This is a genomic window from Martelella endophytica (assembly GCF_000960975.1).
Taxonomy (GTDB): Bacteria; Pseudomonadota; Alphaproteobacteria; order Rhizobiales; family Rhizobiaceae; genus Martelella; species Martelella endophytica.
Genome location: NZ_CP010803.1, coordinates 1,788,391 through 1,802,884, shown reverse-complemented (window position 1 = coordinate 1,802,884; position 14,494 = coordinate 1,788,391). Strand labels below are relative to the sequence as shown.

The following is a 14,494-nucleotide window of genomic DNA, read 5'->3' as shown; positions in this document are numbered from 1 at the left end:
GGTAACCGGTCGCTTGCCCCATTAGGGCCATGCCGGCCTGAAAGACTTCTTCGGCGGCGCGTCTGGGCGTGGCGAAAGCCTGCTGCCTGCGCCGCCGGAACCCACCCGTTTCGCATCCGTTCCCTTCAGCGGGGACGCAAGTTCGCAAGACCAATTTCCGGGAGGAAAATCATGAAGACGATCAAGGGGCCAGGCATCTTCCTCGGCCAGTTTGCCGGCGACGAAGCGCCGTTCAACAGCTGGGACGCGATCACGAAATGGGCGGCCGACTGCGGCTACAAGGGCGTGCAGGTGCCGACATGGGCCAGCCAGCTCATCGACCTGAAGAAAGCGTCGGAATCGAAGGACTACTGCGACGAATTCGCCGGCAAGGCGCGCGAAAACGGCGTCGAGGTGACGGAGCTTTCGACCCATCTCCAGGGCCAGCTCGTCGCCGTCCACCCCGCCTATGACGAAGCTTTCGACGGTTTTGCCGTGCCGGAAGTGCGCGGCAACCCCAAGGCGCGTCAGGAATGGGCCGTCAACCAGGTGAAGATGGCGATCTCCGCCTCGAAGCACCTCGGCATCAATGCCCACGCCACCTTCTCCGGTGCGCTCGCCTGGCCGTTCCTCTATCCCTGGCCGCAGCGGCCGGCCGGCCTCGTCGAGACCGCCTTTGCCGAACTCGGCAAGCGCTGGATGCCGATCCTGAACCACGCCGACGAGAACGGCGTCGACATCTGCTACGAAATCCATCCGGGCGAGGACCTGCACGACGGCGCGACCTTCGAGATGTTTCTCGACCATGTCGGCCAGCACAGCAGAGCCAACATGCTCTACGACCCGTCGCATTACGTGCTGCAATGCCTCGACTATCTCGACAACATCGACATCTACAAGGACCGGATCAGGATGTTCCACGTCAAGGACGCGGAGTTCAATCCGACCGGCCGGCAGGGCGTCTATGGTGGCTATCAGGGCTGGGTCGACCGCGCCGGCCGGTTTCGCTCGCTCGGCGACGGCCAGGTGGATTTCGGGGCGATTTTCTCGAAGATGGCGGCCAATGATTTCGACGGCTGGGCCGTGGTCGAATGGGAATGCTGCCTGAAACACCCGGAAGACGGCGCCCGCGAAGGTGCGGAATTTGTCAAGCACCACATCATCCGCGTCACCGAAAAGGCGTTCGACGACTTCGCCGGCGGCGGCACCGACGAGGCCGCCAACAAGCGGATGCTCGGGCTTTAATTCGCTGGCAGCGCTCCCCTCACCCCAGCCCTCTCCCCTCCGGGGCGAGGAGGTTTGCTGATCGGGTGATAGGCGGAGACTAACCACACAGTCCCTTCTCCCCTCAGGGGAGAAGGTGGCGGCAGCCGGATGAGGGGTCTTCACCCCGAACACGAAATTCAGGAGAACACGAAAATGGCGATTGAAGGTAAAGACGAAATCTACTCCGGCCGCATCCGGCTCGGCATGGTGGGCGGCGGCTCGGGCGCGTTCATCGGCGGTGTGCACCGCATGGCGGCGCGCCTTGACGATCACTACACATTCGTTGCAGGCGCGCTGTCGTCAACGCCGGAAAAGGCGCTCGCCTCCGGCAAGGAACTCGGCCTCGATCCGGAGCGCACCTATGGCTCCTATGAAGAGATGGCCGAGAAGGAAGCCGCCCGCGAGGACGGCATCGAGGCCGTCGCGATCGTGACGCCGAACCACATGCATTTTGGCCCGGCCAAGGCCTTTCTGGAAAAAGGCATCCACGTCATCTGCGACAAGCCGGTGACCTCGAGCCTTGCCGAGGCGAAGGAACTGAAGGCGATCGCCGACAAGGCCAATGCGCTCTTCATCCTCACCCACAACTACACCGGCTATCCGATGATCCGCCAGGCCCGCGCCATGGTCGCCAAGGGTGATCTCGGCGACATCCGCCTGATCCAGGCCGAATATCCGCAGGACTGGCTGACGGAGCCCGCCGAGCGTTCCGGCTCCAAGCAGGCCGAATGGCGCACCGACCCGAAACGTTCGGGCGCAGGCGGCGCGATCGGCGATATCGGCACCCACGCGCTGAACCTCGCTCTCTTCGTTTCCGGCGCCGAGGTCGAAAGCCTCGCCGCCGATCTCGACAGCTTTGTCGAAGGCCGCCAGCTCGACGACAACGCCCATATCATGCTGCGCTTCAAGGAGAAGAACGGCGTGAAGGCGAAGGGCATGCTGTGGGCAAGCCAGGTGGCCCCCGGTTTCGAGAACGGGCTGAAGATCCGCATCTGCGGCACCAAGGGCGGCATCGAATGGGTGCAGGAACATCCGAACATCCTGTGGTTCACCCCCTTCGGCCAGCCGAAGCAGATGCTGACACGCAACGGCGCCGGCGCCATGCCGGAATCCACCCGTGTCTCCCGCATCCCTGCCGGCCACCCGGAAGGCTATCTCGAGGGCTTCGCCAACATCTATTCGGAAGCAGCCCTTGCGATAAAGGCCTTCCGCGACGGCAAGACGGCCCCGGACGTGGTCTATCCCACCATCGAAGATGGCGTCATCGGTCTCGCCTTCATCGAGGCTTGCGTCGAATCGTCCACGAACAATGCCGCCTGGGTGAAGCCAAACATCTGATATCCGTCAGCCAGTGACGCAAATCCGCAACGTTGTACGCGTAAGTTCTGCAACGTTTCAGTTTCCCGTCACCATTGGTGTACAAAGCGGCCGCGATTTTCTAGATAGCGATTACGAAAAAGTGCCGGTTGCCAGCAATGGCCGCCGGCACTTTACGGATGGCGCGTGGTTTCCGATCGCGACACCTCCCCTATATGTGATGCTGTCCGGGGTCGGCCCCGGATATGTTTTGAAGGATGACCGCAGATGATGGACCCGAAAGAACTCGCAGCCCGTTTCCCGAAAGATTTCATCTTCGGCGTGGCCACCGCGTCCTACCAGATCGAAGGCGCCGCCCGCGAAGACGGTCGCAAGCCCTCCATCTGGGATGCGTTCAGCCACATGCCCGGCCGCGTCCACAATCGCGATACCGGCGATGTCGCCTGCGACCACTATCACCGCCTCGAAGACGACCTCGACCTGATGAACGATCTCGGCGTCGAGACCTATCGCTTCTCCATCGCCTGGCCGCGCATCATCCCGGACGGCCGCGGACCGGTGAACGAGGCCGGCCTCGACTTCTACGATCGCCTGATCGATGGCTGCAAGGCACGCGGGCTGAAGACCAATGCCACGCTCTATCACTGGGACCTGCCGCTGACGCTTTCCGGCGATGGCGGCTGGACGGCGCGGTCCACGGCCTATGCTTACCAGCGCCACGTCCAGACCGTGATGAAGCGCTTCGGCGACCGGCTCGACTTCGTCTCCACCTTCAACGAGCCCTGGTGCGTCGTCTGGCTGAGCCACCTCTACGGCATTCATGCGCCGGGCGAAAAGTCGATGGACGCGGCCCTTGCCGCCCTCCACACCGTCAACCTCGCCCACGGGCTTGGCATCGAGGCGATCCGCCAGGAAGCGCCGGAGGTGAAGGCCGGTATCGTTCTCAACCTCCAGGCCGTCTATCCGGTCAACGACACCGAAGCCGACCGCGCGGCTGCAGAGCGCAGCTTCGAGTTCAACAACGGCGTCTTCCTCGACCCGATCTTCAAGGGCGCCTATCCGGCCGGTTTCATGGCCGCCTATGAAGACCGCATGCCGATCGAAGATGGTGATCTCGCGATCATCAACCAGAAGATCGACTGGTGGGGTCTCAACTACTACAAGCCCGAGCGCGTGGCCGACAACAGCGAAAGCGGCGCCGACTTCCCGGCCATCACTGTCGGCGACCCGGTCTATAACGTGATCACCGATATCGGCTGGGAAACCTATGCCCCGGCGATGAAGATGCTGACCGAGCAGGTCTACGACCGCTACGCGCTGCCCGACATGTACATCACCGAAAACGGCGCCTGCTACAACATGGCGCCCGTCGACGGCGTCGTCGATGACGCACCGCGCACGGAATACCTCTCCGACCATATCGCCATTGCCGCCGACCTCGTCGACGCCGGTATTCCGCTGAAAGGCTATTATGCCTGGAGCCTGATGGACAATTTCGAATGGGCGGAAGGCTACAACATGCGCTTCGGCCTGATCTATGTCGACTACGAGACCCAGGAACGCACGCTGAAGAATTCCGGCAAGTGGTACAAGGCGCTGGCCGAGGAATTCCTGAACCGCGAAGACGCCTGAGTCGACCTTTAAACGCAGACCGAAAAGCCCGCCTTGATGGCGGGCTTTCTTCTTAATGCCTGGCAACCTTATGCTTCTGCATCAGGCGCGCGCACAATCACCTTGATTTCGAAATCGAAACCGGACAGCCAGTTTACGCCGACAGCGGTCCAGGAGGGGTATGGTTCTGTTGCAAAGACTTCGTTTTTCACCTTCATGATCGTTTCGAACTGATTTTCGGGATCTGTGTGGAAGGAGGTGACATCTACAATGTCATCGAAGCTGCTGCCGGACGCGGACAGAATGTTTCCGAGGTTTTCAAAGGCCAGCCGGACCTGCGCCTCGAAGTCCGGCTCGGGCGAGCCGTCAAGCCGGCTACCGACCTGGCCTGATACAAAGATCAGATCGCCACTGCTGACGGCAGGCGAATAGCCATGGGCTTCATAAAGGGCGTGTCGCTTTTCGCTCGCGGGGAAGATTGCGTTTCGCTTGCTCATATCGCGTTTTCCTTCTGGTTAACTGCCGCACCGGCAAAAGGCTTGGCACGAACAGCATCCTTGATATACGTTTCGTATGTGAATTAATTACATACGCCCCGTATGTCAAGTTACATACGACTTGTATGTGAAAGGAAGAGTAGAATGGCCGCAACGCGCGCTCAGAAAATGGAAGAAACCCGCCTAAAACTGATAGCCGCAGCCCGCACTGCCTTCGCCGAAAAGGGCTTCGCAGCCGCCTCGATGGACGACCTGACAGCGACCGCCGGCCTGACCCGCGGCGCGCTCTATCATAATTTCGGCGACAAGCGCGGTCTTCTGGCTGCCGTCGTCAACCAGATCGACAGCGAAATGGCGGCCCGCGCCAGACTCAAGGCAGCGGAAGAGAAAAACGGTTGGGACGCGATGATGACGGAAGGCGTCGCCTACATCGAGATGGCGCTGGAGCCCGAAGTCCAGCGGATCGTGCTTCTCGACGGTCCCGCCTTTCTCGGCGATCCCTCGCAATGGCCGAGCCAGAACGCCTGCCTGCAGGAGACACTTGGCGCTGTCCGGCGTCTTGTCGACGAAGGAACGATGAAGCAGGTCGATCCCGATGCCGCCGCCAGACTGCTGAGCGGCGCGGCGCTCAATGCCGCGCTCTGGGTGGCCGCGAGCGAAAGCCCCGAGACGAGACTGCCCAGGGCCATCGAAGCCTTTCGCCTGCTCGCGAGCGGACTGCGCGCCGAATAGCCGACCGTCTCATCCCGCAGAAAAAACCCGCAAACCTGCGTCGGCAGGAATGCGGGTATAAGGTTCGCGGGAGGAAGAAGGCCCGCGTTGTCGGACGCCGCAGTGCACGCGCGGCGTCCGATCCGCTTCAGCCGATCACGGCCTCGACCTTCACGCGCGTGACACCTTCAGCCGGCGGGGCGATCAGGTTGCCTTCGATCGCATTGCCATCAACGGTCAGCGCCACCGTGTTGCCGGCGCCCTTGCGGGTGACGGTGATGTCATAGGTCACGCCGCGCCAGGTGCGCTTCACGGAAAAGCCGTTCCAGCGTTCCGGGATGACCGGCGCGACGCGCAGGCCCTCATATTCAGGACGGATGCCGAGGATGAACTGGGTGATGGCGTAGTAGTTCCAGGCCGCCGTTCCCGTCAGCCATGAGTTCTTCGCTTCGCCATGGCGGGTCGCATCGCGCCCGGCGATCATCTGGGCGTAGACGTAAGGCTCCAGCCGGTGCGTATCGGAAATACCCTCACGCGCCGAAGGATTGATGCGGGTGTAGTAATCGAACGCCGCATCGCCATTGCCCAGCATCGCCTCGGCAATCATCACCCACGGATTGTTGTGGCAGAAGATGCCGGCATTTTCCTTGTAGCCGGGTGGGTAGGTCGAGATCTCGCCGTATTCGATATAGTATTTGGTAAAGGCCGGCTGCAGCACGACGATGCCGTGCGGCGTCGCCAGATGCTTGGCGACCGAATCGAGCGCCTTCCTTGCCTTGCCATCCTCGATGCCGACGCCGGCAAGGACGGAAAAACCCTGGCTTTCGATGAAGATCTTGCCTTCCTCATTCTCCTTCGAACCGACCTTGCGGCCGAAATCGTCATAGGCGCGCACGAACCAGTCGCCGTCCCAGCCATGCTCGCGGATGACCGCATCCATGTCGGTGGAGACCTTGGCGTAGAAGGCGGCGTCTTCGGCGCGGCCGGTCTCGCGGGCGATATCGGAAAGCTCGCGCGCCGACAGCACCATCAGGCCGGCAATGAAGACGCTTTCGGCGACCTTGCCCTCCTTGCTGGTGGTGGTCTGGAAGCTCTCACCGGGCGTATCGGAGAAGCAGTTGAGGTTGAGGCAGTCGTTCCAGTCGGCGCGACCGATGAGGGGCAGACCATGGGGGCCGAGCCGATCGAGCGCGTAGGAGAGCGACCGCGTCAGGTGCGCATAAAGCGGCTCTTCCGTGCCCGGCTGGTTGTCGAACACGACCTGTTCCTCGAGGATCGAGAAATCGCCGGTCTCCTTCAGATAAGCGGCAACGCCGAGCACCAGCCAGTGCGGATCGTCGTTGAAGTCGCCGCCGATGTCGTTATTGCCCTTCTTCGTCAGCGGCTGGTACTGGTGATAGGCACCGCCCGAGGAAAGCTGGGTCGCAGCAATATCCAGGATACGCTCGCGGGCGCGCGACGGCACCATGTGGACGAAGCCGAGCAGGTCCTGGTTGGAATCGCGGAAACCGAGGCCGCGGCCGATGCCGCTTTCGAACGACGAGGCCGAGCGCGACATGTTGAACGTCGCCATGCACTGATAGGCGTTCCAGATATTGACCATGCGGTCGGTGTGGATATCCGGCGTTTCGGCCTGATAGACGCCGAGAAGCTTGTCCCAGTGGGCGGCAAGAGCGGCAAAGGCGGCCTCGACATTCTCGACCTTCAGATACGTGTCGATGACCGGCTTCACCGTCTTCTTGTTGAGTGTCTGCGAGCCGGGCGGATCGAATTTCTCTGCCTTGTCGTTCTCGTGATAGCCGAGCACGAAGATCAGCTGACGGGTTTCGCCGGGCTGGAGCGTCATTTTCACATGATGCGAGCCCATCGGCGACCAGCCATGGGCGACCGAGTTGCGCGACTTGCCTTCGGCGACCGCTGCCGGCTTGTCCCAGCCGCGCCAGTTGCCGAGGAATTCGTCCCGGCTCGTATCGAAACCGGCGAGTTCCTCGGAGCAGGCGAAATAGGCGAAGTGGTTGCGGCGCTCGCGATATTCGGTCTTGTGGTAGATGACGCCGTCTTCCACCTCGACCTGACCGGTCGACAGGTTGCGCTGGAAATTGCTCTGGTCGTCCAGCGCATCCCACAGGCAGAATTCGACAGAGGAGAACAGCGAAAGATCGGCCGGCTGCAGCCGCTCATTGGTGACGGTGAGCTGCCAGATTTCCAGCGTCTCGCCGAGCGGCACGAAATAGCGGTTGGAAACGCGGATGCCGTTGCGCCTGGAGCCGATCGTCGAATAGCCCATGCCGTGGCGGCAGGAAAAATCCTCGACCTCAGACTGGGTCGGCATCCAGGAGGGCGACCAGAAATCGCCGTCCTCATTGTCGCGTACATAGACATAACGGCCGCCATTGTCCTGCGGTACGTTGTTGTAGCGTCCGCGGGTGATGCGGCGCAGACGCGCATCGCGGTAATAGGAATAGCCGCCGCCCGTGGCCGACAGAATGCCGAAATAGCCCTCGCAGCCGATATAGTTGATCCAGGGGTACGGCGTGTCGGGGCGCGTGATGACATATTCGCGCGCGGCGTCGTCGAAAGAACCGTATTTCATGATGAGCTCCCGTTCAGGTCTTTTGACCGCATCGTTTCAGGTCCGGCGGCTGTGCTTCCTCCAGCGGAATTTTCCCTAGCACGGTTTTACGGCTTCCAAAAGCAAAACCATGCGAAAACTGATCATTTTCTGCAATCCAAAGCGCTTTAAACTCTTTCAAATAACAGTTTCCGGAAATCCGGATTTGGACTTCCAAAGGGACTGAATAGCGGAAAACGCCCCTTTATAAGCCATCCCAGCACAGGAAATCGCGACTTCACTGAAACGTTTCAGATTTTCGTTCCGGCCCCGCCACGCAGCCATCCTGTGTTGCGGAAAATTTCGCACCGTTCACCGCACAAGATGTCGCGATCACGCTTTCCCAATTGACAATAAGCCGCGCTCTGGTCCAGCTTCAGGTCTCCTAAAAAATCATCAGGGAACCGAGATATGAAGACCATGCTGAAGTCGGCCACCATGCTTGCAGGCCTGCTCCTCGCCGGCAACGCGCTTGCGGACGAGACACTGACGCTTGCCAACTGGCTGCCGCCCTCACACCCGCTGGTCAAGGATGTCATGGAGCCCTTCGCCGCCTCGATCGCGGAAGCGACCGACGGTCGCGTCAAGGTCAACATCCTGCCGGCGCCGCTCGGTCCCCCGCCCGCCCAGTACGACCTCGCCGTCAACGGCGTCGCCGACATCACCTTCGGCGTACAGGGCTACAATCCCGGCCGCTTCCGCACCACCAATCTCGCCGAAATCCCGTTCTGGGGTGACACTGCCGAAATCACCTCGGTCGCCTACTGGCGCACCTGGGAAGAGCTTTTGCAAAAGGCCGGCGAATATGACGACGTTCATGTTCTCGGCGTCTTCACCCATGGCCCCGGCGACATCTTCATGAAGGGCAAGGACCTCTCCTCGCTTTCGGCCATCGACGGCGCCAAGATCCGCGTCGGCGGCGGCATCGTCCACGAACTCGTCAGCGCCCTTGGCGGCGTGCCGGTCGAGGGCCCGTCCTCGCAGACCTATGAAATGCTGTCGCAGGGCGTTGCCGACGGCATCACCTTCCCGATGGAATCGGTCAATTTCTTCGGCCTGACCGATATCGTCGACCAGGCGATGGTGATCCCCGGCGGCCTGTTCAACACCTCCTTCTTCGTGGTGATGAACAAGGACACCTGGAACGGCCTGACACCTGAAGACCAGGAAGCGATCGACAGCGTCTCCGGCGAAGCGCTGGCGCGGCTTGCGGGCCAGGCCTGGGATGCCGCCGACAAGGCCGGCTACGAGGCGATGCAGGGCAAGGTCACCTTCCACGATGCGACGCCCGAGCAGGTCGCTGAGATCAAGGAAAAGACCCAGTCTGTCGTCGACGCCAAGCTTTCCGAAATCGACGATACCGGTCTCTCTTCCAAGGAAGCCTATGACCTGATGAAGAAGAACGTCGAAGAATTGCAGGGCGAATGAGCGACGCTGATTTTTCGTCTGGCGATCCATCTGCCGCGGGCCCCATCGCCCGCGGCATTCGCATTCTGCTGTCGATCACCGCCGGTGCGCTGTTGATGGCGCTGATGGGGCTGACGGTCGTCGACGTCGTCGGCCGCTATCTCCTGAATGCGCCGGTCAAGGGCGCCGCCGAAGTCTCCGAACTGCTGCTGGTCTCGATCGTCTTCCTCGGCCTACCGGCCGTCTGCCTCGATGGCGGCCATGTCACCGTCGATCTCGTCACCAAGTCGCTGCCGCGCATCACCGAGCGTCCGCGCCTGTTCATCACTGGGCTCATTTCCGCCGGCGTGCTCGCCGTCATCTGCTGGCGGCTCTGGGCCTATGGCGGGCAGGTCGACGGTTATCATCTCGTCACCAATTCGCTGCGGCTCCCCGTGGCCCCGGTCATCTGGTTCTGCGCCATATTCACGGGCATCTCGGCCGTCATCACGCTGGCGCTCGCGCTCGCAGCCCTCTTCAAGAGAACGCCATGATCGACTGGCCCATAGGCATAGCGGCGCTCATCCTGCTGTTGTTGAGCGGGATGCCGATCGCGTTCGCGCTGACGCTGATCGGTGTAGCCGGCACCGCGTCGATCATCGGCATGAAGCCGTCGATGGCGCTGCTCGGTCAGACCTTTTTCGACAATGGCCGCTCCTACACGCTGACCGTGATGCCGCTCTTCCTGCTGATGGGCAACTTCGTGGTGCAATCCGGCATTGCCCGCGAACTCTATGACAGCGCGAATGCCTGGCTTCGCCACCGCAAGGGCGGGCTGGCGCTGGCAACGGTTGCGGCCTGTGGCGGGTTTTCCTCGGTCTGCGGCTCGTCGCTTGCAACGGCCGCCACCATGTCGAAGATCGCGCTACCCTCGATGCGCCGCTTCGGCTATCCCGACAGTCTCGCCACCGCCTCGATCGCCGCCGGCGGCACGCTCGGCATTCTGATCCCGCCCTCCGTCATCCTCGTCTTCTACGGCATCATGACGCAGCAGAATATCGGCAAGCTGTTCATGGCCGGCATCCTGCCAGGCATTATCGGCATTCTCGGCTATGCCATCGCCGTGATGATTTCCGTGAAATTTCTGAAGGTCGACCTGCCGACCGAGGAAAAGCTGCCACTGAAGGACCGCATCCTTGCGCTGAAGGGCACGGCCGGCGCCATCCTGCTCTTCGTCTTCGTCATGGGCGGCATCTATCTCGGCATCTTCACGCCGACGGAAAGCGCCGGCATGGGCGCCTTCGGCGCCTTCGTTCTGGCGATCCTCTCCGGCCGGCTGAAGTTTTCCGATCTCGGCGACATCCTCTATTCGACCGCCAAGACCACGGCGATGATGTTCTTCATCCTGTTCGGCGCGCTGACCTTCACCAATTACGTCAATCTCTCCGGCATGACCGGCGACATCCAGCAGGCGCTCACCGTCTTCGGCGACGGTCCCTATGCCACGATCATCGCCATCCTGATCATCTACCTGCTGCTCGGCTGCGTGCTGGAAGGCCTGTCGATGATCACGCTCACGGTCCCAATCTTCTATCCGATCGTCGCCGCACAGGGCTTCGATCTGATCTGGTTCGGCATCTTCGTGGTCGTGATCACTGAGGTCAGCTACATCACGCCGCCGGTCGGCATGAACGCCTTCGTGCTCAACACCGTGGTCCGCGACGTCAGCCTCAGAACCATCTTCTCCGGCCTGCTGCCTTTCGTTGCGATGGATCTCGTCCGCATCGCGCTCCTGATCGCGGTTCCCGCCGTGGCCCTGTTCATCCCCTCGATGATGTAAGGCTCAACGCCTTGTCCATGAGGGGAAGGGATCGGTGAGGAACGCGAAGTCGCGATCGTTGAAGGCCGGGCCGGTGTCGATCAGGCAGTCATCGAGCGCGGCGCGGATGGCCGCCTTGTCCATGCCGGTTCCGATGAAGACAAGTTCCTGGCGGCGATCGCCGTAGACGTCGTCCCAGCAATCATCGATCATTCGGCGAAGCTCCGGCGCGTTCGGCCAGCGGCTCTCAGGCACCGCCGCCCACCAGCGCCCGAGCGGGCCGCTGCGCACGATGGCGCCAGCCAGCGAGAATTCGCCCGCGAAATCCGGTCGCGTCGCCAGCCAGAAGTGCCCCTTGGCACGGATCAGCCCTGGAAAATTCATCCGGGTGAAGGCGTCGAATTTCAGCGGATCGAAGGGCGCGCGTGCCCGGTAGACGAAGCTTGAGATGCCGTATTCCTCGGTTTCCGGAATGTGATCGGCAAAGCCATAGAGCTCCTTGGCCCAGAGCGGATGCTGGCTCGCCTTGTCCTCGCTGAAAAGCCCGGTATCGAGCAGCTCGTCGAGATCGACACGGCTGAAATCCGTCTCGATGATCTTGGCGTCAGCGTTCAGAGCCCTGACGATCTTGACGACGTTTTCACGCTCTTCGGGCGTCACGTCGGAAACCTTGTTGACGACGACGATATCGGCGAACTCGATCTGTTCGACGTGAAGATCGACCAGCGTGCGCTCGTCACCGCTGCCTGCCACCTCGCCGCGATCCTTCAGGAATTCATGGCCGCCATATTCGCCGAGCAGGTTCACCGCGTCGACTACCGTCACCATGGTATCGAGCCGTGCCAGATCGGAAAGGCTCTGGCCGCGCTCGTCGCGCCAGGAGAAGGTCGCCGCCACCGGCAGCGGCTCGGCGATGCCCGTGCCCTCGATCAGCAGATAGTCGAAGCGCTTCTCCTCCGAAAGCCGCCGCACCTCCGTCAGGAGGTCGTCACGCAGCGTGCAACAGATGCAGCCATTGGTCATCTCGACCATCGTCTCCTCGGTACGCGACAGATCGGCGCCGCCTTCGCGCACAAGATCCGCGTCGATATTCACCTCGCTCATGTCATTGACGATGACCGCCACCCGACGGCCCTCACGGTTGTTGAGGATATGATTAAGCAACGTCGTCTTGCCGGCGCCAAGGAAGCCTGAAAGCACGGTGACGGGAAGACGGGTGTCGGTGGACTGCAGCATGAGTGTTCCTTGTCGCTATGGGAACTGCGTTGATGGCGGACATGCGCCGCTCGAACGGCTTCGTTATTTTATGTTATAACATTACGTTATCTAGCCGGCTTTGTTTTGGGCGTCAAGTGCGCTGCCAGAGAGAGAATGCAGAAACGCCCTCTCGGCGGCGAACGACAGCCGGGCCAGGCTGCAAGGACTGGCAGTATCGCTACCTGCGTATGAAAGCGCCGTCACACCCCGGAAAAGCCTCTACCGCATCCGCGCGATGCTGAGGGCAATATGGGCACGGCGGAGGTGACAGACGGCGTCAAGATCGCCCGCCGAAAGCGCCTCGAAAATCTCTGCTGTCTCGCGGACATAGATGTCGACCTCGCTCTTCAGATCGATCCTGTCGGCGGTCACGGCCTGAAGCCAGATGCGGGCGGTGCGGAAATAGAGCTGCTCGCTGATCGCCCGAAGCGGCCGGTTTCCCGAAAGCTCCATCAGCGCCAGAAACATGTCGCGATCGAGGGCGGCAAAGCCGCGCGGCGAGGGATCGTCGGCAAGCGTCACAGCGCGGTGATGCAGCGCCTCGAAGGCCGCCAGCATGTCCGCCGTGACGGGCTCGGGATCAAGCTGCCCCACCAGGATGATCAGTTCCTTGCGCAGCCGATAGACCTGATCGAGCTCATCGAGATCGACATCGGTGACGATGGTGCCGACGCCGTGGACGGAACGCAGAAGCCCCTCATCCTCCAGCCGGGCCAGCACGCGCCGCAGCGGCGTGCGCGAGGTGCCGAACTCTTCGGCCAGCGCGGTCTCCGAGAGACGCTCGCCCGGCGGATAGTCGAGCATGGTGATGCGCTCGCGGATGATGTCATGGATCTGCGCCAGTCTATCGCGGCCGGTCGGACTGTCGCTCATGCCCAATGCTCCGTCCACTGCTCCGGAAGCCGTTCCAGCATGGCAAGACAGCGGGAGAGCTCCGAAAGCGCGATGAATTCATCCGGCTTGTGGGCCTGGCTGATCGAGCCCGGCCCGCAGACCACGGCATCCATGCCGATCTCCTGAAAGAAACCGGCCTCCGTGCCGAAGGGCACGACATCTGCCGTCGTCTCGCCCGTCAGCGCGAAGACAAGGCCGCGCGCGGCGTTTTCGGCGCGCGGAAACAGCGCCGCCGCCTCGCCGATGATCTCGGTCTCGATCGCCGCCTCGGGCGCGACCGCCCGCATCCCAGGCAGAAGCACCTCGTTAGCAAAGGCTGTCATTTCGCGCTTCACATAGGCGAGGTCTCCGGCAGTGACGGGACGCGTCTCCCATTTCAACACGGCCTTCGGCGCAATCACATTGTGCGACAGCCCGCCCTCGATCCCGCCGACATTCAACGTCGCATAAGGCGGCATGTAGCGCGAACCTTCCGGCTCCTGCGCGATCAGTCCGTTCCGGAGCTCCAGAAGCTTGCCGACATAGCGCGCGGCATATTCGAGTGCGTTGACGCCAAGCTCCGGCGCGGAGGAATGGCCGGAACGACCGGTAAAAGTCACGGTATATTCGCAGCAGCCCTTGTGGCCCTCGATCACCTGCATGCCCGTCGGTTCGCCGATGATGGCGAGCGCCGGACGGATGTCGCGGTCCGCCAGCCAGGCGGCGAGCGCGCGGGCACCGACGCAACCCACCTCCTCGTCGTGGGTGAAGGCGAAATGGATCGGCTTTTCCCGGGCCGCGACCTTCAGCAGGTCGAGTTCGGCCATCAGACAGGCAAGAAAACCCTTCATGTCGCATGCGCCGCGCCCGTAAAGCCGGCCCTCACGCTCGGTCAGCACAAACGGGTCGCTGGTCCAGACCTGATCGGTGACCGGCACGACGTCGGTATGGCCGGAAAACATCAACCCACCCGGTCGATCCGGGCCGAGTGTGGCAAAGAGATTGGCCTTGATGCCGGTCGCATCGGTCAGGATCTCGACACGGGCGCCGGCATCGGAAAGGCGCTCGGCAAGCCAGGCGATCACCGGCAGGTTGCTGTCGGACGAGACAGACGGAAAGCCGACAAGGTCGGCGAGGATGGACCGGCAGCGGTCAAGTGCCTCCATG

13 protein-coding genes are annotated in these 14,494 nt (G+C 62.0%); 7 read left to right on the top strand and 6 right to left on the bottom strand.

All coding sequences use genetic code 11. The features are described from left to right. Positions 1-171 precede the first annotated feature (171 nt). The 3 genes from TM49_RS08220 to TM49_RS08210 all read left to right on the top strand — a co-directional run bounded on the left by TM49_RS08220 (position 172) and on the right by TM49_RS08210 (position 4,194). A complete protein-coding gene (locus tag TM49_RS08220; RefSeq protein WP_045680448.1) occupies positions 172-1,224 on the top strand; it encodes a sugar phosphate isomerase/epimerase family protein in 1,053 nt (350 codons plus the stop codon). A 174-nt stretch (positions 1,225-1,398) separates the two neighbouring features. After that, the gene (locus TM49_RS08215) at positions 1,399-2,583 is read left to right on the top strand and encodes a Gfo/Idh/MocA family protein (RefSeq protein ID WP_045680446.1); all 1,185 of its coding nucleotides are present in this window, start codon (positions 1,399-1,401) and stop codon (positions 2,581-2,583) included. A gap of 246 nt (positions 2,584-2,829) precedes the next feature. After that, the gene (locus TM49_RS08210) at positions 2,830-4,194 is read left to right on the top strand and encodes a GH1 family beta-glucosidase (RefSeq protein WP_045680445.1); all 1,365 of its coding nucleotides are present in this window, start codon (positions 2,830-2,832) and stop codon (positions 4,192-4,194) included. 68 nt (positions 4,195-4,262) lie between these two features. Here the strand turns inward: TM49_RS08210 and TM49_RS08205 are convergent, their stop codons facing one another. Next, entirely contained in the window at positions 4,263-4,670 is a 408-nt protein-coding gene (locus TM49_RS08205; RefSeq protein ID WP_045680443.1) for a RidA family protein, read from the bottom strand. A gap of 144 nt (positions 4,671-4,814) precedes the next feature. On the opposite strand from TM49_RS08205, the gene TM49_RS08200 reads away from it, so the two are divergent. Then, positions 4,815-5,402, top strand: coding sequence for a TetR/AcrR family transcriptional regulator (locus TM49_RS08200; RefSeq protein WP_045680438.1), 588 nt, complete (start codon positions 4,815-4,817; stop codon positions 5,400-5,402). Between the two features lie 127 nt (positions 5,403-5,529). Here the strand turns inward: TM49_RS08200 and TM49_RS08195 are convergent, their stop codons facing one another. Together TM49_RS08195 and TM49_RS23620 are read right to left on the bottom strand one after the other, a co-directional pair. Then, positions 5,530-7,974, bottom strand: a complete 2,445-nt coding sequence (locus TM49_RS08195; protein ID WP_045680436.1) for a glycoside hydrolase family 94 protein — start codon at positions 7,972-7,974, stop codon at positions 5,530-5,532. Between the two features lie 13 nt (positions 7,975-7,987). Next, entirely contained in the window at positions 7,988-8,134 is a 147-nt protein-coding gene (locus TM49_RS23620) for a hypothetical protein (protein WP_158498617.1), read from the bottom strand. 269 nt (positions 8,135-8,403) lie between these two features. On the opposite strand from TM49_RS23620, the gene TM49_RS08190 reads away from it, so the two are divergent. The 3 genes from TM49_RS08190 to TM49_RS08180 are packed head-to-tail and all read left to right on the top strand — an operon-like array spanning position 8,404 to position 11,218. Beyond that, positions 8,404-9,420: a TRAP transporter substrate-binding protein gene (locus tag TM49_RS08190; protein WP_045680434.1), complete on the top strand. Its 1,017-nt coding sequence runs from the start codon at positions 8,404-8,406 to the stop codon at positions 9,418-9,420. Further along, on the top strand, positions 9,417-9,932 hold the full coding sequence (locus TM49_RS08185; RefSeq protein ID WP_045680432.1) for a TRAP transporter small permease: 516 nt from the start codon (positions 9,417-9,419) through the stop codon (positions 9,930-9,932). Before TM49_RS08190 ends, TM49_RS08185 begins: the two co-directional genes overlap by 4 nt. After that, entirely contained in the window at positions 9,929-11,218 is a 1,290-nt protein-coding gene (locus TM49_RS08180) for a TRAP transporter large permease (protein WP_045680430.1), read from the top strand. The genes TM49_RS08185 and TM49_RS08180 overlap by 4 nt, the downstream gene beginning before the upstream one ends. Positions 11,219-11,221: 3 nt before the next feature. Here the strand turns inward: TM49_RS08180 and TM49_RS08175 are convergent, their stop codons facing one another. The 3 genes from TM49_RS08175 to argE form a co-directional block, all read right to left on the bottom strand. Further along, complete coding sequence (locus TM49_RS08175; protein WP_045680428.1) at positions 11,222-12,433, bottom strand: GTP-binding protein; 1,212 nt, start codon at positions 12,431-12,433, stop codon at positions 11,222-11,224. A gap of 240 nt (positions 12,434-12,673) precedes the next feature. Then, on the bottom strand, positions 12,674-13,327 hold the full coding sequence (locus TM49_RS08170) for a GntR family transcriptional regulator (protein WP_045680427.1): 654 nt from the start codon (positions 13,325-13,327) through the stop codon (positions 12,674-12,676). Beyond that, positions 13,324-14,493 (bottom strand): acetylornithine deacetylase, encoded by a 1,170-nt coding sequence (gene argE, locus TM49_RS08165; protein WP_045680425.1) that lies wholly within the window; start codon positions 14,491-14,493, stop codon positions 13,324-13,326. Before argE ends, TM49_RS08170 begins: the two co-directional genes overlap by 4 nt. Position 14,494 lies beyond the last annotated feature (1 nt).